The sequence below is a fragment of the Alkalihalobacillus pseudalcaliphilus genome, assembly GCF_028610675.1.
Taxonomy (GTDB): domain Bacteria; phylum Bacillota; class Bacilli; order Bacillales; family Bacillaceae_D; genus Alkalihalobacillus; species Alkalihalobacillus pseudalcaliphilus.
Window position 1 is genome coordinate 749,374 of sequence record NZ_JAQQWS010000001.1, and the last position, 22,202, is coordinate 771,575.

At 36.6% G+C, this 22,202-nt stretch carries 19 protein-coding genes, 2 riboswitches and 1 other annotated feature; of the genes, 6 read left to right on the top strand and 13 right to left on the bottom strand.

Annotation, left to right across the window (positions count from 1 at the left end):
* Positions 1–96: 96 nt before the first annotated feature.
* Together spoIIM and PQ479_RS03630 are read right to left on the bottom strand one after the other, a co-directional pair.
* On the bottom strand, positions 97–738 hold the full coding sequence (gene spoIIM, locus PQ479_RS03625) for a stage II sporulation protein M (RefSeq protein WP_273716851.1): 642 nt from the start codon (positions 736–738) through the stop codon (positions 97–99).
* Positions 739–818: 80 nt separating this feature from the next.
* The gene (locus PQ479_RS03630) at positions 819–1,364 is read right to left on the bottom strand and encodes an NUDIX domain-containing protein (RefSeq protein ID WP_047988973.1); all 546 of its coding nucleotides are present in this window, start codon (positions 1,362–1,364) and stop codon (positions 819–821) included.
* Positions 1,365–1,463: 99 nt separating this feature from the next.
* On the opposite strand from PQ479_RS03630, the gene mciZ reads away from it, so the two are divergent.
* Positions 1,464–1,637: a Z-ring formation inhibitor MciZ gene (gene mciZ, locus PQ479_RS21860; RefSeq protein WP_083991249.1), complete on the top strand. Its 174-nt coding sequence runs from the start codon at positions 1,464–1,466 to the stop codon at positions 1,635–1,637.
* On the opposite strand, the gene PQ479_RS03640 is transcribed toward mciZ, so the two are convergent.
* From PQ479_RS03640 to PQ479_RS03660, 5 genes are all read right to left on the bottom strand, one after another.
* On the bottom strand, positions 1,583–2,665 hold the full coding sequence (locus PQ479_RS03640) for a DUF3866 family protein (protein ID WP_047988972.1): 1,083 nt from the start codon (positions 2,663–2,665) through the stop codon (positions 1,583–1,585). The two genes, mciZ and PQ479_RS03640, sit on opposite strands and share 55 nt — an antisense overlap.
* Positions 2,666–4,591: 1,926 nt before the next feature.
* On the bottom strand, positions 4,592–5,104 hold the full coding sequence (locus PQ479_RS03645; protein ID WP_047988971.1) for a TlpA family protein disulfide reductase: 513 nt from the start codon (positions 5,102–5,104) through the stop codon (positions 4,592–4,594).
* 233 nt (positions 5,105–5,337) lie between these two features.
* The gene (locus tag PQ479_RS03650) at positions 5,338–6,870 is read right to left on the bottom strand and encodes a flotillin family protein (protein WP_047988970.1); all 1,533 of its coding nucleotides are present in this window, start codon (positions 6,868–6,870) and stop codon (positions 5,338–5,340) included.
* Between the two features lie 22 nt (positions 6,871–6,892).
* Positions 6,893–7,417 (bottom strand): NfeD family membrane protein, encoded by a 525-nt coding sequence (locus tag PQ479_RS03655; protein ID WP_047988969.1) that lies wholly within the window; start codon positions 7,415–7,417, stop codon positions 6,893–6,895.
* A 634-nt stretch (positions 7,418–8,051) separates the two neighbouring features.
* Entirely contained in the window at positions 8,052–8,282 is a 231-nt protein-coding gene (locus PQ479_RS03660; RefSeq protein ID WP_047988968.1) for a hypothetical protein, read from the bottom strand.
* A 302-nt stretch (positions 8,283–8,584) separates the two neighbouring features.
* Positions 8,585–8,838 (top strand) — a binding site (T-box leader).
* Positions 8,839–8,878: 40 nt separating this feature from the next.
* Here PQ479_RS03660 and PQ479_RS03665 point away from each other — a divergent pair.
* A complete protein-coding gene (locus PQ479_RS03665; RefSeq protein WP_273716852.1) occupies positions 8,879–9,883 on the top strand; it encodes a tryptophan--tRNA ligase in 1,005 nt (334 codons plus the stop codon).
* Positions 9,884–9,945: 62 nt separating this feature from the next.
* On the opposite strand, the gene PQ479_RS03670 is transcribed toward PQ479_RS03665, so the two are convergent.
* The 5 genes from PQ479_RS03670 to PQ479_RS03690 all read right to left on the bottom strand — a co-directional run bounded on the left by PQ479_RS03670 (position 9,946) and on the right by PQ479_RS03690 (position 13,894).
* Positions 9,946–10,584, bottom strand: a complete 639-nt coding sequence (locus PQ479_RS03670) for an SDR family oxidoreductase (protein WP_047988966.1) — start codon at positions 10,582–10,584, stop codon at positions 9,946–9,948.
* A gap of 284 nt (positions 10,585–10,868) precedes the next feature.
* Complete coding sequence (locus PQ479_RS03675) at positions 10,869–11,399, bottom strand: 1,2-dihydroxy-3-keto-5-methylthiopentene dioxygenase (protein ID WP_047988965.1); 531 nt, start codon at positions 11,397–11,399, stop codon at positions 10,869–10,871.
* Complete coding sequence (locus PQ479_RS03680; RefSeq protein WP_047988964.1) at positions 11,377–12,027, bottom strand: methylthioribulose 1-phosphate dehydratase; 651 nt, start codon at positions 12,025–12,027, stop codon at positions 11,377–11,379. Before PQ479_RS03680 ends, PQ479_RS03675 begins: the two co-directional genes overlap by 23 nt.
* Positions 12,024–12,704, bottom strand: a complete 681-nt coding sequence (locus tag PQ479_RS03685) for a 2-hydroxy-3-keto-5-methylthiopentenyl-1-phosphate phosphatase (protein WP_420535517.1) — start codon at positions 12,702–12,704, stop codon at positions 12,024–12,026. Before PQ479_RS03685 ends, PQ479_RS03680 begins: the two co-directional genes overlap by 4 nt.
* On the bottom strand, positions 12,683–13,894 hold the full coding sequence (locus PQ479_RS03690) for a 2,3-diketo-5-methylthiopentyl-1-phosphate enolase (RefSeq protein ID WP_047988962.1): 1,212 nt from the start codon (positions 13,892–13,894) through the stop codon (positions 12,683–12,685). Before PQ479_RS03690 ends, PQ479_RS03685 begins: the two co-directional genes overlap by 22 nt.
* Before the next feature lie 88 nt (positions 13,895–13,982).
* Positions 13,983–14,086: riboswitch (SAM riboswitch) on the bottom strand.
* 604 nt (positions 14,087–14,690) lie between these two features.
* Positions 14,691–14,792: riboswitch (SAM riboswitch) on the top strand.
* Between the two features lie 86 nt (positions 14,793–14,878).
* On the opposite strand from PQ479_RS03690, the gene mtnK reads away from it, so the two are divergent.
* A complete protein-coding gene (gene mtnK, locus PQ479_RS03695) occupies positions 14,879–16,084 on the top strand; it encodes an S-methyl-5-thioribose kinase (protein WP_047988961.1) in 1,206 nt (401 codons plus the stop codon).
* The gene (gene mtnA, locus PQ479_RS03700; protein ID WP_047988960.1) at positions 16,081–17,136 is read left to right on the top strand and encodes an S-methyl-5-thioribose-1-phosphate isomerase; all 1,056 of its coding nucleotides are present in this window, start codon (positions 16,081–16,083) and stop codon (positions 17,134–17,136) included. Before mtnK ends, mtnA begins: the two co-directional genes overlap by 4 nt.
* Before the next feature lie 113 nt (positions 17,137–17,249).
* Here the strand turns inward: mtnA and pdhA are convergent, their stop codons facing one another.
* Positions 17,250–18,302 carry a pyruvate dehydrogenase (acetyl-transferring) E1 component subunit alpha gene (gene pdhA, locus PQ479_RS03705; RefSeq protein ID WP_047988959.1) on the bottom strand — a complete coding sequence of 351 codons (1,053 nt, stop codon included), beginning with the start codon at positions 18,300–18,302 and terminating at the stop codon, positions 17,250–17,252.
* A gap of 152 nt (positions 18,303–18,454) precedes the next feature.
* Between pdhA and PQ479_RS03710 the strand changes: the two genes are divergently transcribed.
* Both PQ479_RS03710 and PQ479_RS03720 read left to right on the top strand, forming a co-directional pair.
* Positions 18,455–19,297: a PaaX family transcriptional regulator C-terminal domain-containing protein gene (locus PQ479_RS03710; RefSeq protein WP_047988958.1), complete on the top strand. Its 843-nt coding sequence runs from the start codon at positions 18,455–18,457 to the stop codon at positions 19,295–19,297.
* Between the two features lie 1,097 nt (positions 19,298–20,394).
* Complete coding sequence (locus PQ479_RS03720) at positions 20,395–21,888, top strand: serine hydrolase domain-containing protein (RefSeq protein ID WP_053070409.1); 1,494 nt, start codon at positions 20,395–20,397, stop codon at positions 21,886–21,888.
* Positions 21,889–22,202 lie beyond the last annotated feature (314 nt).

The window sequence follows — 22,202 nt, forward strand, 5'->3', positions numbered from 1 at the left end:
GCATCTAACTTTCTTTATTATAATAAGTGAAAAAGGGAGTGTCAATCGATAATGATTATTATTTAGAATCAGATATTCATTTTTATATAATAATTATTACATAAAAGTAGTAATTATAAACTTCATCAAGATTGGTGATAAATATGCTTCACAAAATGAGGCAAAGGCAACAGCACCGCCTAAGCAGAGCATTAACAGAGAATAGCGAACAAATTGTGGCATAAAAGGAACCGTTTGTTTTTTAAAAAACTGCTGTCTCATCATTTTTACACAAAATGCTGTTCCTGCCGTTCCAATAATAATAAAGACCGGTATCAGAATAAAGTTTTGTGGCATCACAGCGGCAAATGATAATAGAAAGCCTTGTAAGCCCAATTGATTAACTAAAAATCCAATCGTGAACCCAACAACGACACCTTTTAAAAATAATAAAATAAGTAATACAGGTAATCCGATTACAGATAATCCTAATAGCCACATTAGACCAATGTATTTAATATAATGCATAAAGCTTGTTGCAAAGATTTCTGCTGAGGATGTCATATGGCCCTCAGACACTTGTCCAAAGAACTGCGAGACATATAAATGTAAATCATGCCTTTGTGTTAAACTCATGCTATTTACAACGATTGCTCCGAAAATAATCCCCATTAGAAATAATACCGTCGTAAATATATATAAAGAACGATTTTCCTCAATATGACTCATCACCATATATTTAAAACTATTTGTTCTCATCATATCAACCCTCTCGCATAGCCTTTAATCTACTCTATGATAATGAGAACGAATCTATGACAAGAACTTCTAAAGTCTTTCTATTCTTTTTTTGCTAGTTTTAACTGCATATATTGTACCGCGTAAATTGTTTTAGCATCATGGATGATCTGATTTTGGATCATTTCTTCTGCTTCCTCTATTGAAACTTCTATCACATCCAAAAATTCATCTTCATCTAAAGCCATTTCTTTTTTCTCAAGTCCACCAGCCACATAAATATGGATGATTTCATTAGCAAATCCAGGTGACGTATAAAATGACACGACAAAATCCATACTGTTTGATACATAACCTGTTTCCTCTTGTAGCTCTCGTTTCGCACATGCTATTGGTTCTTCTTGATGATCTAACTTCCCAGCTGGTATTTCTACAATCACTTTTTCTAAGGCCTTGCGATACTGACGAACCATGACTAACTTTCCTTCAGATGTGATCGGAATGATACCAACGGCTCCGGGATGCTTGACTACTTCCCTTTTACTCGTTTCACCATTTGGTAGAAGTACGTCTTCTATTTGTAAATCAATAATTCTACCTTGATAAATCGCTTGAATGTTTGTGGTCTTTTCTACTAAATGATTCAAAACTATCAATCCTTTGTTCTAAATTATGGTTTTGCTCATAAAAGTGTATCACAGAGTGTAAAAAAATATAAACTAACATCCATACAAGGAGAGATGAAAATGAAAATTGATATTCATCCAAACGGCATTCGTTTAACAGGGAAGGCTTGGGAAATCAAAGCGAAACTTAAGGAAGCTCAAAAACATTATTTATACGTGAAGGAATGGACAGATGCTGTCTACTCAACGAAACCTAAACTTACTCTTGTCGCTTCAAAAACACCACAAAAATAATCAGGATCTTCAGCAAAAGAACGATTCATCGTTGTAATCTCATCTTCAAAAATAGTGACCGCTTTTCTAATATGTTCGAAGTTTGCTTTTTTTGTACTAATAATAACCGTATGTTCTGTTAAGCTTTTGGCATGTGCTAATTGTTGTTTGATTAACTGCATTCTATCTTGCTGCAAATAGGGTAATGGTAATATAGATTTCGCATACGTAAATTCCATTAAGGCTGTTCTTGTGTGATGGCTTACCCCCCTTTGCCTTTCACGCTTATCTGCGAAAGAAATTCTTGGAACCCATACAGGAACACCTTGCAACGCACCTATGATATTTGCCCAATTTGCTAAATGAATACCAGAAAATCCATATTTGGTTCCCGTCCCAACTACTCCTGGACCAACAGAAACAACGATCAAATCGGACCGTAAGTATTGGTCAGCAAACTGTAAGGCGTTTTGTAAGGTCGTTGCTTCATATTCCCCACCAAATGCTTGACCGATAGTAATCGAATGAAAACCCTTCTCCTTTTCTAACCTCTCAAGATGTTTACTTATGGGGAGAGCGAGCGCTGCTTGTTCATCAAAAATAAACGTTATTTTCAACTGTTCATTCAGTTGTCTAGCAAAACTCCAAATGAGCGGTACCATACTATGTAATTCAGCTAAAAGCACTTTCTTTCCCTCTAAAGAGAAATCTTTTTCAAATAAAGTATGATAGGGACTCTCTTGTGCATCGATCGCTTGAACACTATGCTGATTCGGTGTATAACGAAGTTTAATGATATGCCCTCCTTGCTCGTTTCTTGTTACCGTTTCAGGGCTTATTTGTTTGCTCACAACAATATCATACCCGCCTGTGCCGAGATTAAGATGATAAGCTGTTATATTTACATATATATCATCTCCTGCTTTCACAGGCTCTAATACTGATTTATAAAGGATCGCTCTCCCTGAAAATTGGTCCGTTATGATCCACTGCTTTTTATGATCTTCGAACAAAACAGAAACAACTTTAACAAGTGCCTGATGGTACATGATTAGCCTCCTTTTGGATGAAGGTGTACTTAGGTTCGATGGGTTGGCCTTGAAGTTAGCTCGTCATCCATCTCGCGATAGATGACCTTAGCAGGATAGTCCTCACTGTTTGTTCAGCCGACTCCTGATGGTGATCGAGTTGTAAACGGGCCAACTGCTTAAAAAGTCGCCACTACTTTCATCTTTGTTGGTGGCGAAGTGAATTGGGCTTCGCCATGCGCGTTTTGTATGAAAGTGTACAAAAGATGATATGCTTCGGGAATGGGTTGGTGCAGGCTTCTTGGTTAGAGAACTTCTCATATAAAACAAATGAATGAAAAGCCAACAAATAAAAAAGCAAAAACTAATTGAATGAAGTGCCACCAGTTAAAGAGTGAAACCCTACTTCCATGTTTGGAGAGGACTAGTTGTAAACGTACCCACAGGTTAAGAAGTCAACACTACACATGAATGACCACTTTGTGCAGATACTCCAAGGTTTGGCGTCCGTATCTTCACATTAACCCTCTCTTTGTGCAGATACTCTAAGGTTTGGCGTCCGTATCTTCACATTAACCCGCTCTTTGTGCAGATACTCCGAGGTATGGCGTCCGTATCTTCACATTAACCCGCTCTTTGTGCAGATACTCTAAGGTTTGGCGTCCGTATCTTCACATTAACCTTCTCTTTGTGCAGATACTCTAAGGTTTGGTGTCCGTATCTTCACATTAACCCGCTCTTTGTGCAGATACTCTAAGGTTTGGCGTCCGTATCTTCACATTAACCCTCTCTTTTGTGCAGATACTCTAAGGTTTGGCGTCCATATCTTCACATTAACCCGCTCTTTGTGCAGATACTCCAAGGTTTGGCGTCCGTATCTTCACATTAACCCGCTCTTTGTGCAGATACTCTAAGGTTTGGCGTCCGTATCTTCACATTAACACGCTCTTTGTGTAGATACTCTAAGGTTTGGCGTCCGTATCTTCACATTAACCCGCTCTTTGTGCAGATACTCCGAGGTTTGGCTTCCGTATCTTCACAATTCCTTATGAACCTTAAGGGGGTGATAGATGACTTTCATCTTTAGTGGTGGTGGAGCGGTTTTGGCTCCACCATGCGGGTTTTGTATAAAATTTTAATGGGTGATGCACTGAATCTCGTCAAGTTCACTTCCAGTATGACAGGTTACGACTAATCATTAAGCTCAAGAACTCATTGTGCCATCATGCCCTTTGAGTAACTGACATGATTAGACCTTTTCGTGTAGTTACTCACCTTCTTCCTTCGAGTAACTGTCACGTTCGGCCTTTTTCGTGTAGTTACTCCAAGGTTTGACGTCAGTATCTGAACAAACCTTTATGAATTGTTAAGATGGTGAAAGATGACTTTCATTTTTATTGGTGGAGAAGTGAATTGAACTTCCGTGTATGCATTATACGCTCTATGTTCGAACTAAATTTAACAAAACTTACATGATGACATTTCGAAAATACTCATCACACCCTAGCGTGAAACCTGGATTTTGCCTTTTGATTGTTGGAACTTCATTCAATTTAATTTTGTTCTTTTTCATTTTAAAAGAATAGTGTTGGATTGTTTTTTGTTCTTGAGAATATGCCAGTAACCCAGCGGACGAAAATATACGGAGACTCCCGCGGGACGTAGTGGCAGAGCTGAGATCCACTGGCTGTGCCAGTTAGCTCAGCGCCACCCCGCGGGACGCGGAGCATAATTATCGGTAGCGGCGAGCAAAGCTCTAAGTTCGCACTAACCTTCTTATAAAATATAAGCCACTAGTTAAGAGTGAAAGTGTACTTTGATCCTCATGGAGCTGTTTTTGTTTTGACATGGCATTATTAAGTTTATGCAATAGCCAGTTATTTAAGCAAAAAAAAGAAAGAATTCGCTTGAATCCTTTCTTTTCTCATATTGGTTTAACATTTTCGATTAATGTATATAAGGTTCAATGGCATTCTTAAGCATCTCTTTGTTGATTTCACCTGGGAAGATTTGTTGAATGATACCCTCTTGGTCTATGATATAAGTTCTAGGAAACCCTGTAATGTGATATTGCTCATACATTTCCCCATCAACATCAATAAATACCGGCAAGGTAAATCCTATTTCTTCTATAAAATTCGGTGCATCATCATCATTTCGCTCAAATCTATTCATATTAACCGTTAGTACAGTTACATCATCATATTCATCATCGATTTCCATTAAATCAGGCATTTCACGAATACATGGTTCGCACCAGGATGCCCATACATTTAATATAATTACTTCTCCAAAAAAATCACTTAAGCTCCTTGTGTCATCTTTATACATCGGCAAAGTGAAATCAATAGCTTGATTCCCTTCATATGCTCCAACTTCCGTACGTTCAGTTAAATAAAAAACAATTGCTCCTCCTATGAGGGCCAATAATAAGACGGATATTGTAATTCCCTTTTTCATCGGTGCTGCCTCCCTTATCTCATAACCTTCATTATAAAAATGTTTAGATTATCAGACAAGTAGGTAGACTTAGAAACTTGTTAAAGCTTTGTGAGGGAAAAGTGGCAAATGCACAATGCTCGTGTAAAACTTGAGCTTTTTTCCTTTGACGCTGAATATCTAAAAAAAAGACTTTGAGTAAATTAATACTTAAAGTCTCTTTTATATGACTACTTCACTTAATATTTCACCATTTAAGAAGCATTCTCATTATTTGTATCTTTTTTTGATTTAATCTCTTCTGTTAATTGGTCAACAGAATTTTTCACATTCGCTTTACCTGAGAAATTCTCTATTAATTCTTTTACGTCAATACCTGATGATTCTTTTAAACTTGTTTGTAATGTCGCCATTAAATCAGTCGCATAGGAGGTAACTTTATTAGCACCGCTACCTTCTCCATTACCACCTGTATCAACGACAGTAATCTTATCGATATTGCTAAGTGGGCTAGCAATTTCTTTTGCATAAGTAGGAAGCATTTTTAAAATCATATCGAGCATCGCTGCTTGGCCGTACATTTCGAACGCTTCGGCAATCTTTTCTTTGGCTTCCGCTTCAGCAAGACCTTTCAAACGAATAACTTCCGCTTCACTTTCCCCTTTAGCTCTTTCAGCTTCGGCAAAGGCAAGACCATCAACACGTACTTTTTCAGCCTCTGCTTTCGCCATCGCTTCGATACGATATTTATCAGCATCTGCTTCTGTTACTTGTTTCCATTTTGCTGCTTCTGCTGCTTGTTCAACCGCATAACGATCAGCATCTGCTTTCTTCTTAACTTCAGAGTCATATTGCTTTTCTCTTCTTAAAATTTCTCGCTCTTCAAGCTCAATTTGCTTTTGGCGTTCAATGATTTGAATTTGCATTTGTTGCTCAGTAACTTCTTGTCTTGAGCGAGCTTCTTCTAAATGATAAGATTGGTCAGCACGAGCTTTGGCACGATCTTGCTCCGTACGGAACTCAGCTACTTTAAGTTGGTTAATCTTTTCAGCTTCAGCAATTTCAGTTGCACGTTCAAGTTCAGAGCGTTGAGCTTCTTTACTTGCTTCTGCTTGCTTAATTCTTGTTTCTTTTTCTGCTTCAGCTGTAGCAATATCAGCATCTCGTTTTACTTGAGCAATTCTTGGTTTACCAAGAGACTCTAAGTAACCATTACTATCACGTAAATCCTTGATTGTAAATGATACAATGACAAGACCCATTTTTGCTAAATCCATAGAAGCTACTTTTTGTACCTCTTGCGAAAAACGTTCACGATTACGGTATATTTCCTCTACTGTCATAGTTCCTAAAATTGAACGTAAGTGACCTTCTAATACTTCCTTCGCTTCTTGTTCACGCTCACTCTTTGGCTTACCTAAAAATTGTTCAGCCGCTGTAGCAATTTCTCCAATTGAACTACCAATCTTAATAATTGCTGTACCATCTGCAATGACTGGAACCCCTAATTCTGTATACACTTCAGGTGTCTGTACATCTAGTTTACTAGATAATAATGACAATGGCTCAGCTTGTTGGAAGACTGGTAATACAAAGGTACCGCCACCTCTAACAATTTTAATTTTATTTCCAACAGCATCGGTATTTACGTTTTTTGATCCTAAGAAGCTCCCTGTCACAATCAATGCTTCATCCGGCCCTGCTGTACGATATTTCGTAATAAAAACTGACACTAATGCAATAACAATGGCAACCGCAATACCTATAACAATAATAATAGGATCCATCCGTTCACGCTCCTCTTTAAATTTATGAATCTAGTAAATCTTTTTCTTGTATTGCGACATATAAGACACCATCTTTAATATCGATGACGATGACCTCTTCCCCTGATGCAATACTTGTTTCTTCAAAGCTTTTAGCCGTTCTAGATATATGACCACTATGATCGGTAATCATAATCTCGCCAAAGCCATCCTCAGGTATAGAAATAATAACCTTAGCCATTCTTCCTCTTAAATCCTCTTCAGTATAACCTAATGTTGCTTCAGCATTCGATAGTGGAATGAGTACAAAGACGTTTAATAATGTGACAAGCAGAAGGCTAATACCCATTGAGATTAGAATAATGACGAATGAACTTATCGGTAAAAATTCTAACAAATAGCCTGAGGCACAAAAGAATGTTAGAAAGGAGAGGATAAGAACTGGGTTAAGTATGCCATCAAGAAAACCAAAAACTGGCTCTAATAAATCGCTTAGTAATATATAAACGACTGTAATCGCAGCCCCAACCATCAATCCAATAAAGTACATCTGCTGGAGATCTTCCATTTAATCTCCCTCCCTTCAATTAAATAAACCACGACCCCTATTTAGTTCCCCGCAAGGAATTACTGACTATGTAACCAGAACCTCCTTCTTCTGTAAAATGATGTTCTATACAACTTTACGTATCTAGTTTAAAAAATGTTTCACATAAATACAATGTTTTCTAATAATTATTTTTATAGGAAAGTTGATGCTGGTACTCATGTGCAGAGCTTTGCTCGTCGCTACCGAAAATCATGCTCCGCGTCCTGTGGGGTGGCGCTGAGCTAACTGGCTACGCCAGTGGATCTCAGCCTGCCACTACGTCCCACGGGAGTCTCCGCATGTTTTCGTCCGCTGGGTTAATGCTAATTCTCAAATTCTAAAAACAAAATCAAATTGAAAAAGATCAAAAGCAAATTTTATCAAGAGCTGAGTTGGAAAGGACTTATCACCACTTTCATTCTTGTTGGTGGTGGAGCTGGTTTTAGTTTCGCCATGTGGGCTTTATCTGAAAGATAGTGCTCCGCGTCTTGTGGGATGGAAATGGTGATATTATTGATAAAAATTGAACTCCCTCATTTGTAGAAGTTCCATTTTATAATATTTGCTTGTTAAACTAACATACTGTTTGTTTAACAACATTTTAACCCAACAATTATCCAAATTGGTTCTGAAACCACCAAGTAATAAGAGTCATACTCACTATTCCCCAAACTGTGGTACCCACTATCCACCAAACTATGGATTTAACTTTTGTTGAACTTTCCCCGTCTTCTTCATTCGCTATTATAAAGGCGAGCTTACTTTCCATACCTTTTTTCATAGAAACGAGAACAATAAATCCAAAAATTATGAAAACAAGCGTTATCCAGAGTAATAAGTCGATTTTTTTCTACCTCCTTTTTTGTGGATTACTTTCCTTTCTATCTTCTTTATACAATGATCCTTCCAGTTGGTTGAACAAGCCGTAATGTCTATATCGTGAATCTAGATAACCTAAGTGTATCATACGTTTCCATGTTTTGTAATAAATTCCCTTTAATCATCCATTCATTCAGTTACTTTGTTGAACTCCAAGTGGATCATGAAATTATATATGTTTATCATTGACAATTTGAATATTGGATTTTTTTATCATTACCTATTGCCTTTATTTGGATTTTGTATTACAATCATTTTCAACTTCATATCATTGCGTTGATAAAGAGGAGTAGACATGCTGAGTAGTTTTAGAGAACTGATGGTTGGTGGGAATCAGTCTACTTTCATGTTGAATGGACTTTGGAGCTTTCAAGCTGAACATTAAAGTAGGCTTAGACGAAACGCCTTATCGTTACAAAAGGCAGCGTATCGAAATGATGTTTTATTTCCGTACGTCGATAAGTGCGTTTTTTGAAAAAAAAAACGAATCAAGGTGGCACCACGGGTTTCTCGTCCTTATTTTAGGATGGGAGCCCTTTTTGTATGCAAAAATTAGGAGGTATATGTATGAAAAAAGTAATAACTGGCATAAAACCAACCGGCACAATCCATGTTGGAAATTATGCGGGGGCTATAAAGCCTGCCCTTCAATTTTTAGAAAGTGACGAATATACACCATTGTATTTCATCGCCAACATGCATGCTTTAAATACAGTGACTGATGCTGAACTTTTAAGAAAACAAACGCTAGAAATTGCGGCAACTTGGTTAGCGCTTGGGCTAAATCCTACTCAGTCTCTCTTTTATTGTCAATCCGACATTCCTGAGCTTTTTGAACTAAATTGGATTTTAGCTAATTTAACACCAAAAGGATTAATGAATAGAGCTCATGCATATAAAGCACTCGTTGACAAAAACACCACAATGGGTCTGCATCGTGATGACGGTGTGAACATGGGCCTATTTAATTACCCCATTCTTATGTCCGCAGATATACTGCTTTTTGATGCGGATTTAGTTCCTGTTGGTAAAGACCAAATTCAACATATTGAAATTGCCCGGGACTTGGCCCAGACCTTTAATCAGAAGTATGGTGAAACCTTTGCGTCGCCAGAAGGATATATCGAAAAAGATGTAGCAATTCTACCGGGACTTGATGGACGCAAAATGAGCAAAAGCTATAATAATGTCATTCCACTATTTTCAGAAGCAGCTCAATTAAATAAGTTAATTAAACAAGTAAAGACAGATTCTTCTTTACCCCATGAAGCTAAGGACCCAAATACCTCACCATTATTTACTTTGTATCAAGCTTTTGCAAAAGATGATGAAGTTCTTAATATGCGTGAACATTTTAGAAATGGGATTGGATGGGGTGCTGTCAAAGATGCTGTATTTGAAGTAATGAATCGTGAATTAACTATCCCAAGGGAACAATTTCAAAATCTCGTGTCAAAACCAAAAGAAATAGAAGATATTCTACAAGACGGTGCTACAAAAGCACGTATGATCGCAAAGGAAAAATTGATTCAAATTAAAGAAAGAGTAGGGCTCCTTCATATTTAAATATGGTCTGAAACCTATTGAACATATGAAAAGAGCTACCCAAACAGGTAACTCTTTTTCTACTATATTCTATTGAGTGCTTCCTCAATATCGGTATCACCATTTAGAATTTCAAATGTTTGTTGAAATGTATTTTCTTTGTCTAATGTAGCTACGAGTACTTTAGCAACATCAGCTCTCGTTATGGTCGTATCACGATTTTGTATGACTTGTTCTAGTTTAATTTTCCCAAGTGACTCTTCATTCGTTAGTGAGCCTGGTCTTACGATCGTGTAATTTAATTCTGAGCGTTTCAGATGATCATCAGCAAGTTTTTTTGCGACTAAATAATGCTTTATTTTATCTGATTGTTCGGGTTCAACTGTACCCATGGAGCTAAGCATGACAAAGCGATTCACTTTGTGCTCTATGGCTTGGTCAATCACTTTTATCGCTCCCCATAAATCAATAAGAATCGTTTTATCTGCACCTGTATGCCCTCCTGAACCGGCAGCAAAGATGACGGCATCGATATGCTTGAAAGCGTGTGAAATATCTTTCTCTAAATCAGCAAGGACAACTTCGTCAGCACCTAGTTCTTTTAACGACTGAGCTTGTTCATTATTTCGAATCATCGCAAAGGTTTTGTGATCTGTATCTTTTAGTTCTTTAATTGCCTCCTTGGCAACTTGTCCATTTGCTCCAACGACTAATACATTCACGTCTATCAACTCCTTACTTAGTCTTTTCCCAAACGTGTAATGTTTAAAACGTCAACTAGGCAAACTTTTTTGCCATAGTAATAGGTTTTATATAGAAGTTGGTGCTGATGCTCATTTGCGGAGTTTTACTCACCGCTACTGAATGAAAGTCGTATTGTACTTGGTGACTGCTTATTGTTGCTTTGTATCAACAGCCAATCAAATGAAAGCACCTTCGTAGTTTTTCCAACTACTAAAGGTGCTTCATCGTTATTGTGTAGGATTTTTCACTTTTGATACTGTTATTAAAGAGTTTGTTCTTCTTTTTCGTAAACGGGAACCCAACCTTCTTTTGTTTTGAAAATTCGTACAGCTACAACTTTTCTGTCGTCCATTAGTGTGAAATAATGACGATAGTTTTCTGGGACGGAGATTAAATCACCTGGCTCAAGTTCTACATCAAACCATCTTTCGTCCGTTCCTTCAATGGCAAAAATTCCATGTCCACTTACAATAAAACGTACCTCATCATCTGTGTGATGATGCTCTTGGACAAAGTTCTTTAATAGCTCATCTAAGTTAGGTGTAGAATCTGATAATGAAATGACATCAGCTGTTAAATAGCCACGACGAGCTGAAATGTCAGCAATTTCTGACTTATACACTTGTAATATCTCTTGTTTTTCCTCATCTGTTAAAGCGAACTTTTCAACTAAATGAGCAGGTAAATTCTCTGTACCCCAATTTTCATAAATGACCCCTTGTTCTTCTAAATACTTAACTAGTTCTTCCCCTACTACTCTTTCGTTATTGTCATGAAAACGTAATTGTGCCATTTTGTTTACCTCCCTTTAAATAATGTTTATATTGTAATTGTCGTAAGTGAAAAGAACATAAAAACTCAAAGGCTTCCAAATGCTTCTTTGCCTCAAAACCTGTTCTTCCCCATACGGTAATACCATGGTTACGAATAAGAACGCCCTTAATGTCAGGTGTAATTTTCTTCCCTAGCGCTTTTGCTAAGGTAGGAATATCTGCGTAATTTTCTATAATGGGTAAGGTTATTTCGCCATCCTCTTCCCAAATGTTAAAAGCTTTAATAAGCTCTTGACCTCTAAAGGTAATCAAGCCATCATCACCATACAAATCTGAAATTAAATTATTATCTAATGTATGAACATGAAGACTACAACCAGCATCTGTTTTTTTGTAAATTTCTGTATGAAGTAACGTTTCTGCTGAAGGTTTTAAGTACGAATGCTCAATCGATTCACCGAACTCATCTACTAACAGAAAATCTTCATTTGTTCGTTTCGTTTTATCTTTACCACTTGCCGTTACTAAGAAGGTAACAGGATTATCCGATACCTTTATCGATAAATTCCCACTCGTACCAGGAAACCAATCTCTCCGTGCCAATTGTTCCTTAATATCAGCAAGTTCTTCCCAGCGTTCCCTCATCATCGGATCACCTCCAACTTCTTAATATGATTCAGAATGTCAAAAAAATCGCTAAACGTTGTATATGGTATATCTTGCTTTTGGCATTCCTCTTCCAAACGGGCTCGAGCGAATACATGGTCTGCTTTTTTGGCTGCTTCAAAATCGGTCACTGAATCACCAATCACAATGTTAAAATCCTCCGCTTCGGAAATGGTACGTATGATTGATGGTTTACAGCACCCACACTCGTTATGACAATCGGTGTCACATGGGTAAGGCCAAGTAATTTCAATGACCGGTCCTTCAGCATCATGGCCATTGCAATAGATTTGCTCTTCTTCTAAGTCAAATCTAGCTAATAAAGGGTAAACAAAAAAATCAATGCCACCACTTACCACATAAAAGCGAATACTTTCCTGCTTACAATAATGAAGTAATTCTTGAAACCCCGGTCTGACTTTTACAGTGTCTAATAAATAGCTCACCATTTCTGGTTTCTTATTACTTTTTATTAAACGAAAAAGCTGGCCCACACCTTCTTTAATAGAAATAGATTGTGAAAGGATTTGCTCTTTTATGGCCTCTGCATCATTTGGACCGAACTTTTCCATTAATGCAACAATATTATCTGACTCCGTAATCGTTCCATCAAAATCACAATAAATGACTGGTTTTGTCACGGTTTTAAATACCCCCATGCATCAATGGCTTGCCTTAGTTCTATACTTGTATTGGCTACCTCCAGTAAACTCTTCTGTTCCATAACTCCATCAATCGCATGACGAAAAGCTTTTCCACCCGCTATCGCTCCACCTGGATGACCGTGGATGCCACCTCCAGCATTAATCACAATGTCTGGACCAAAATCACTGATAATTTTTTCAGTCATCCCAGAGTGAATGCCTGCAGAAGGAACCGGGAATGCTTTCTTATAGCTATCATCTTGCTCAGTTAATGACGTGACAATGCCTAACACTTTGTCCTTTTCTAACGCCACATTACCATAAGGTGACGGGAATAAAACAAGGTCCGCTCCAGCCATTCTTAATAATTTCCCTAACAATAATTGATGAGAAAAACCATAATAAGCACTCGATGTCATCGCCCCACTTACTGCAGGGTGGGCTAAAATGGGCACATCAATTTCGGTATCCTCTCTTAAATCTTGTAAGACATCCAACCCATAAGCAAAGACATTCAAGAGTAGAGCAGGTGCTCCTAAATCTATCGCTTGCTTAGCCCTGTCCTTAAGTTGTGAGGTCCTTCCAGTGATATTGACAGCATATAATGGTCTATGTCCTGTTGATTCTGCCGCTTCCGTAATAGCAGCCAAACACACTGGAATTCTCTCTTCTAGAGGTGTTTTTTCATTTTCAAATAAAATTTCATCATCTTTAATAATGTCAACTCCGCCTAACGCTTGAAGAAGCATTTGCTCATGTAACGAGTCTAAATCTCTACCGATCGCCGCTTTAAAAATACTCATTAATAGTGGCCGTTTCTTCACTTCTACAAGTTCACGGACACCATCAATCCCATATCTCGGACCGGGAAAATAGGATTTTAACTCACTAGAGAAGTTTAAATCGATTAATTTCACTTCACCATCAAGGGAAAGTTTACCAAAAACCGTTGTTAAAATCGCTGGTAAATCCGGAGAGAAGTTTAAACTTGGATAGCTAATTTTTATTAATCCATGCTCATCACGACCTTCTCCTACATATTCTACTTGCTCTACATTTCCTTTATGAGCCTTTAATTGCTCTTGTTCAATGGTTGGTAACTCTGTCCACGATCCTACTGTTAATCCTAAGGCTATTCCTTCTGCTTTTTTAGCTAATTCCTCTTTTTTTCCTTTTACTAGATACGTTGCTGTCACATGACTCATGTTTGTTCCACTCTCCTTACACCTATCAAATTACTAACAAAAAACTCTCCATTCAAATAAAGAAGGAGAGGACAAATTTGTATTCCCTCTCTCATCTTTCAATCATAAAGATTGTAAGAATTAGCACCGTATTTAAATAAACCGGTTGCCGGGCTTCATAGGGCTTATCCCTCCGCCAGCTCTTGATAAGAGATTATTTATTTTTATATGAAAGTATACTTAAGGGTGGTAGTACGTGCCTTGAAGTTAACTGGTCTTCCATCTTGCGATAGACGACCTTAACAGGTCACTGCTCCCTTTTTGGTCGTGCGACTCCTGATGGTGATGGAGTTGTAAACGAGCCAAATGTTTAAGAAGTCGCCACTACTTTCATCTTTATTGGTGGCGAAATGAATCAGCTTCTCCATAAGTGGTTTATATGAAAGTTCCTGCTGATACTCATATGCGGAACTTGGCTTGCCGCTACTACCGAAAATCATGCTCCGAGACAATCACGTGGCGCTGAGCTAATCGGCTATGACCGGAACTCAGCTCTGTCACTAATAGTCATCTGATGATTCGATATTGTTCCATTTTGTTGCTACTTGCTTGGTTGTATTTTCCTTGCTATATATATTGCCAGTTTACTTGTTTAATTGTCAATCTTTTTTTATTATTTATTCTATTTAGCTTATTTCTATTTCAAAGGCACACTTAGCCTATTATGTGTAATATATATAATTTTCAAAAACTTATTGACGACCGAGCCTACATCCTTTATAGTAATCACAAGTCAGTTAATTTCATATTTTTTACACTCTTATCATGAGTAGGTAGAGGGATTTGGCCCGATGAAACCGCAGCAACCGACCTTTTGGCACGGTGCTACATCCAACAGACATGTTCTGGTAGATAAGAGAGGTCGATTCACACATTGTCTATTCGCCTCTTTCTGCTAACAGAAAGAGGCTTTTTTATTACTTAAATTAAAGGGGAAGATAACAAATGAGTATACAATACATAGCATTAACAGAAGCAACTGCTGTCAATTTTTTAAAAGAAATTGGTTTACTAAATGAAGATGAGCGGGCGACAGTATCAGAGATTGGTGACGGCAATTTAAATTATGTTTTCAATATTTTCAGTCAAACAACAGGTCGTTCATTTATTGTTAAACAAGCTCTACCATATGCCAAAGTGGTTGGTGAAAGTTGGCCGTTAACACTAGACCGTGCAAGAATTGAAGCATCAGTTCTTCAACTCGCTGCCAAATACGTACCTAATCTTGTGCCAAAGGTTTTTCACCATGATCAGACACTTGCCTTAACCGTCATGGAAAATCTTAGTGACTTTACAATTTTACGTGAAGGATTGATTACGGGTAATCTTTACCCTCAAGTTGCAAGCCATATTGGTATTTATTTAGCAGAAATACTTTTTCGTACATCAACCTTTCATTTACACCCTAAGGAAGCAAAAGAACTCGCGGTAGATTTTATCAATCCAGACCTTTGTGATATTACGGAAAGACTCGTTTTCACTGATCCATTCTTTGATAGTGAAACAAACTCTTTTGACGACCATTTGAAACCACTCGTACATGAATTATGGAGCGACAATAAGCTAAAAAGAGAAGTCGCAAAATTAAAACATCTCTTCTTAACAAAATCGGAAGCACTTATACACGGAGACATTCACACAGGTAGTATTTTTGTAACAAAAGATGAAACAAAAATTATTGATCCTGAATTTGCCTTTTATGGACCAAAAGCTTTTGACATCGGCACTTTTTTTGCGAATCTGATTATGAATTATTATGCACAAGAAGGTCAAGCAAGTAATTCAATTGAGAAAGAACAACAACAAAGCTATTTAATTCAAACGCTCATCGATACGTGGAAGGTTTTTGAAACGACATATACCGAGCTTTGGAAAAACGAAAGTAAAGAGTCGTTTACAAAAGTGGATGGTCACCTTGAAGATGTATTAGCGACGATTTGGACAGAGTCAGTTGGATTTGCAGGTGCAGAAATGATTCGTCGCATGATTGGTTTAGCACATGTAAAAGATGTCGATAGCATTCAAGAGTTAGCAATCCGTCAATCTGTTCAGCAAACCATTATACAAGTAGCTCGAACATTCATCACAGAACGTCATTCAATTAAAGACATGGATTCGCTTATTCAACAAGTAAAGGTGGTATATGTATGACAATCCAATCAGTACGTTGGGATAAAGATTCCGTTTTAATTCTTGACCAACAAAAGTTACCTCATGAGGTAACTTTTGAACGAGCAACGACAATTGAACAAGTTTGGGAAGCTATTACTTATTTGAAAGTGAGAGGGGCTCCAGCAATAGGTATTGCCGCTGCATTCGGATTAGCCCTATGGGCACAAGCGAAACAATCCAATCAGCTTGATTTATTTCTTTCAGAATTTATCGCTCAACGAGATTACTTAGCTTCGAGCCGACCAACAGCTATTAATTTATTTTGGGCCATTGATCGTATGACTCAAAAGGTAAGCGGGTCAGGTAGTGTTGAAGAAGCTAAAGACATAGCTTTAACTGAAGCTTTAGCCATTCAAAAAGAAGACGCGGAAACATGCAGGAAAATTGGCGAGTATGGCTTATCACTTTTTAAGGATCAAGACACAATTATGACGATTTGTAATGCCGGTGCTATAGCTACTGCCAAGTATGGTACAGCTCTTGCTCCATTCTACTTAGCTAAAGATCAAGGTTTAACGTTACATGCCTATGCTTGTGAAACAAGGCCCGTCTTACAAGGCTCACGTTTAACTGCTTGGGAGCTCCAACAGCTTGGAGTCAACGTCACTCTCATTACCGATAGTATGGCAGCTCATACACTCAAAACAAAAAAAATAGATGCTATTATTGTTGGTGCCGATCGCATTGCGGCAAACGGTGATACGGCTAACAAGATCGGCACATATGGTTTAGCACTGCTTGCGAAAAGTCATCAGATTCCTTTTTATGTAGCAGCCCCTTTCTCAACTATTGATTTAAACACATTACATGGTGATGATATACCCATTGAGGAACGTCCCCCAGAAGAAATAACTCACCTAAACGGGCAAGCAATTGCTCCAAGTGGTATTAACGTGTTTAATCCAGCATTTGACGTTACTCCGCACTCATTAATTTCTGGTATCATTACAGAATATGGTATCATAACAGAAGAATTCAGCACAAATTTAACTGCATTACTTGATAAAAGTAAAGAAGGTATCCAGGTGTAGTGTAAAGGACAGCATGAATTGGATTCATGCTGTCCTTTCATTAATTTTTTTTATCGACTTCTAAAATCCAATACCTCCATTGCAAGTAGTTGCGAAACTCATAAAACTTCCGTTTACATGTGATTCAGTTGTTCTTTTAAATTTCTTGGCAGAAACTCATACATATTCCCAGCCAAATCTTGGATTGTTTGCTCCCGATCTAATTCTGTTTGTTTTATTGCCTCTTTGATATCAGCTTTTGCCTCTTCCACAATATGCTCCTCATCTTGGCTTGTCCACAAACCAAGGCTTTCCAAAAATAGTCGATAACGCTGTAGAGGGTCTTTTTGAAACCAAGATATCTCAGATTCATCTGTTCTATAGATTTTAGGGTTATCTCCAGACATGGAATGTGGACCGAATCTATATGTAATCGTTTCTATTAATGTTGGCTCACCTTCTAAAACAGCCCGTTCCCTTGCTGCTTTTGTCACCATATATGTCGCCAAAACATCCATTCCGTCTACTTGTACTCCTTGAATCCCTGCTGCTATAGCTTTTTGGGCAATTGTAGCAGCTGCTGATTGTCTAGAATATGGGGTTGAAATAGCAAATTGATTATTCTGGACAATAAAAATTGTAGGTGTTGCGAATACACCTGCGAAGTTTAATCCTTCATAAAAATCTCCCTGAGATGACCCGCCGTCCCCTGTGTAAGTAACGGCAACCGATTTCTTGTTTTTCTTTTTAAGACCTAACCCTACTCCTGCCGCTTGAATAATCTGTGCACCAATGATTATTTGTGGGGGAGTAACATGAACTGCATCAGGCATACTCCCCCCTTTAAAATGACCCTTTGACCATTGAAAAAGTTGTTTTAAAGGTACACCATGGAAATAAATTTGTGGTAAATCACGATAACCCGGCAAAATCCAATCATCTTTATGCAAGGCAAAGTGCGTACCGATCATACTTGCTTCTTGACCTGAGACCGGTGCATAAAACCCTAATCTTCCCTGCCTACTTAATGCCACACATCGCTCATCGAAAGTTCTTGTATAAACAAGCCTTTCCATAAGTTTAATTAATTCTTTATCTGACAAGTTTGGCATCAACTTTTCGTTTATTATGACTCCTTTTTCATTAAGAATTGTTACCATTTCAAAGTTCTCCTGAATATTAAACATAATTAGCCCCCTCGGAACGCAATTTTATAACTTGTTTTTAACGATAGTTATAATATAAAGTATAATAAAACTTTTAGAATTGTCAAATATTTATTTGCGAATGATTTAAATTGCCTTTAAAAACTGGTATTATCTTAAATGAGGTGAGTGTGTTGTCTTTAGAAAGACTTATTATATTACTTTTATCAAAAAAAACGGTCATAACTAGTAAAGAGTTTATATCACTATTAGCAGATTTAAGTTTTACTTCACAATCGATCAGAAATTCACTAACAAAGTTGAAAAAACTAGCTTATATTACTTCAACAGAACGTGCTTCTTACACATTGACAGACAAGGGAATCAAAGCAAATAATGGATATAGAATGAAGGATAATTACTATAATATAAAATGGAATGGGAAATGGCTTATTATTTTAATAGGAATACCTGAAACATTAAGAAGTAAACGTGATTATTTTCGAAACTTCCTACTTAATATTGGTTTTGGATATTTATATAAAAGTGTTTATGTATTCCCATGGAATATTTCTAATCAATTATTTGATATCATTGATACCTTAGAAATTGAAGAATATTTAACAATCAGTATTAGCCAAGAATTTATATTAAATAAAATTAGTGCTGAAGGTATTTCAAGTTCGAATTCTGTAAGAAGACTTTGGAATATTGATGAGATACATAATAAATATGAAGAAAAACAGATTTGGCTTGAAGAAAATCAAAAACTCATTAATACTTCCATTTATGAGAAACAGCAATATCATTCACTTCTATTTTCTCGATATCTATCATTAATCGTCTTACAAGAAGAATTTATAAATCAGGATCCGATGCTACCTCCTGAATTTCTTCCTGGGAATTGGTTAGGTACTAAAGTATTACACGACATAGACCAACAAATAACTTACATTGAAAAGATACTATCAACAGACAACTATTATTCACTATATATTTCAAATGAAATAAACCAGAATTTTAAAACAAGGTCATAACATTTACTTAAAAATTTTTACCAGAAAAAAGAGATCACATGTGATTTGTATTAAATTATGTAATGGTTAATGATTTGGGGTATAGCGGAGTAGTAAATTTGTTCCGTACAACCACTCTAAACACGAGAGATTAAATTTGTTGGTTAATAAAAAAAGCTGTTCTTACTTATTAAAATAAAAAACCGTTGACATTATTAACAACTATAATGTCAACGGTTTGTTCAGGTTAAATTCTAACCTTTACGTATATGTAATTACAACACTAACAAAACCTACGAATGATTTCGAGATCCTCGGGATATACATGTTTAATTTTTTCTAATTCAGAAATAGGAATCCAGGCTGTCTCTACAACCGTCTGAACCGGTTTTCTGGTTTTATCGCTAATAATTATTGGAGGATTATATACAATTAATTTAAGAAATCTATTATAACTTTAAAGTAATTGCAAGAAATACCTTTGTAATAATGTAACTAACGGGAAATAGCTTCATAAGAGAAATTAAAAATCAATCCCTAAATGTAATGTGTAGGGACTGATTTTTATGCTCCAATTTGCTTAACTTTATACATCCGCATTTTCCTGACGGTCCCCCTCTTTAGTATACAGAAAGGCCTCTCCTAACTGTTAAAAGTAAATACGGCGTAAGGAGTGGCCTTTGAATAGGTGATAAAGTAGATAGATACAACCTAACTGAGCTTATTAATGATGTGTGTTGTACTATATAAATAAGGAAATATGACTTTAAATCAAATTTGCGAAAATACATATGTATCAAGAGCTTCATTATTTAGAAAGATAACGAAAAAGAACAAATAGTGTATTCTTCCTCTATCATAGAGCTAGATTGTGGAGGAACTCTTATATTGTGCAGTATACCTATACTACACAATAAACAATTAAGATTAAACTTTATTTTTCTTAATTCGAAAGCATGAACCAATAACGATTCATCCATTAGTTAAAATTTGGGTTGTCACAGCGGATCTTGAATTCGTACAAATGATGAACGAATTGTGATATTTCTGTCTATTACAATGAAAATTTGCAGAATAGTAATAAAATATTTATATATTGATAAATTTGGAGGTTATCTATGAAAAGAAAAGCCATCATTTTTCTTCTATTGGCAATCATCACTACTATTCCATTTTCTTTGAATCATAACGATTTAACTAGAACAACCGATCTTAATAAATTGATTAAAGACGTAGAAACAAAAACTGAAAAATTATTAAGTAAATCAAATATTCCTGGGGCAGCAATTTCTGTGCTAGAAGATGGTCAAGTTACATGGATAGGTACGTTCGGTTATGCGGATCTTGACGTTAAAAGGAAAGTAGATCAAAATACTGTGTTTCAAGTTGCTTCGATTTCTAAATCAGTGACAGCACTTGGTGTGATGAAATTGGTGGAGGATGGTCTCATCAATTTAAATGATCCTATTGAGAATTACATAACAAGATGGCAGCTACCTGAAAGTGAATATGACCAAAAAGCGATAACAGTGCGAGGGTTATTAAGTCATACATCAGGGCTATCTGTCGGTGGAGGTTATCCTGGCTACGAGTCCAATACACAGCTGCCTACTTTAGAGGATTCACTTAGTGGGATTGGTGGTGGTTCAAAACCTGTTGAATTAGTAAATGAACCAGGAGCACGGTATAGCTATTCAGGTGGTGGTTATAACTTACTGCAACTCATGATCGAAGAAGTAACAGGAGAAGACTTTCATTCATATCTAAATGAAGTTGTTCTAGCACCTTTAGGAATGGAAAATAGTAGTTTTCAATGGGACGATCATCTCCAAGATAAGACAGCGAAAGCTTACGATGTAAAACTACAGTTGTTACCAAACTACATATTTACCGAGAAAGCAGCGGCCGGACTTTATACAACGATAGAAGACATGAATAAGTTTATCATTGCTGAAATCAATAGCTTTCACAGATCGGGGATTTTAGAAGCTGACACGGTTCAAGAGATGTTTAGCCCTATCTTAGAAGTTAGAGGTTTTGAAAGCTTTATTAATGATGAGGCGGCATTAGGTCATTTTATTAATCACGCAAATAACAGTAAAATCGTTACACATGATGGAAGTAACAACGGTTGGAAGGCACATTTTTCGATGGAACCACAAACAGGGAATGGGCTTATTATTTTAACGAATGGAAATAACGGTACTTATTTGTTAAATGAATTAGTTAGTGCTTGGTACTATACAAACTTTGGGATCGAACGCCAGTTTGATCAATTAAGACATTTTGTAATGGCGACGGTGTATGTTCTCTCAATATTGATTCTATGTTGGTCATTAAGTGTCATAGTTAATTTAGTTTCTGCTTTTATTAAGAAGAAGTTAATAGTTACTACATATTCAAATAAGAAAGTTCTTTTATTAAAATTGCTCGTGTCCATTGTTTTAGTGAGTGGAGCGTTTCTTTTGAGCAAAATTTCGGTACTGATTTTATGGTTCATTGATCCGTTTATTGTAATCCTACTCGTCACATCTGTCTTTATTAGAACAATATTAGCAGTTTTACAACTATTCACAAGGGAGAGCGAAATACGTAAACATGTAAAGTTTTGATAACAAATAGAAATAAAAAATTCAGCGAAGGGAGCTTGATATTATGCCAAACATTAAACAAGTTTTAGATTTAAGAAATTACAATTCGTTTTAAAGATTTTACTGTACTGATCCAGTTTTTTTAACGAAAAAAGGGTGAAGTAAATATGCCGTTATTGAAAAATATGAGAAAAACCAAGCTACAAACTTATAGAAGGTAATGAGGCAATTAAAACTGGGAATGATTGGCTAACTGAAGAACAAGTTGAGGATGATCTTGGAGTTTAATCAATATGTATATGTTTAGTATAAACCCTGTTGCTAAACGAGACTTG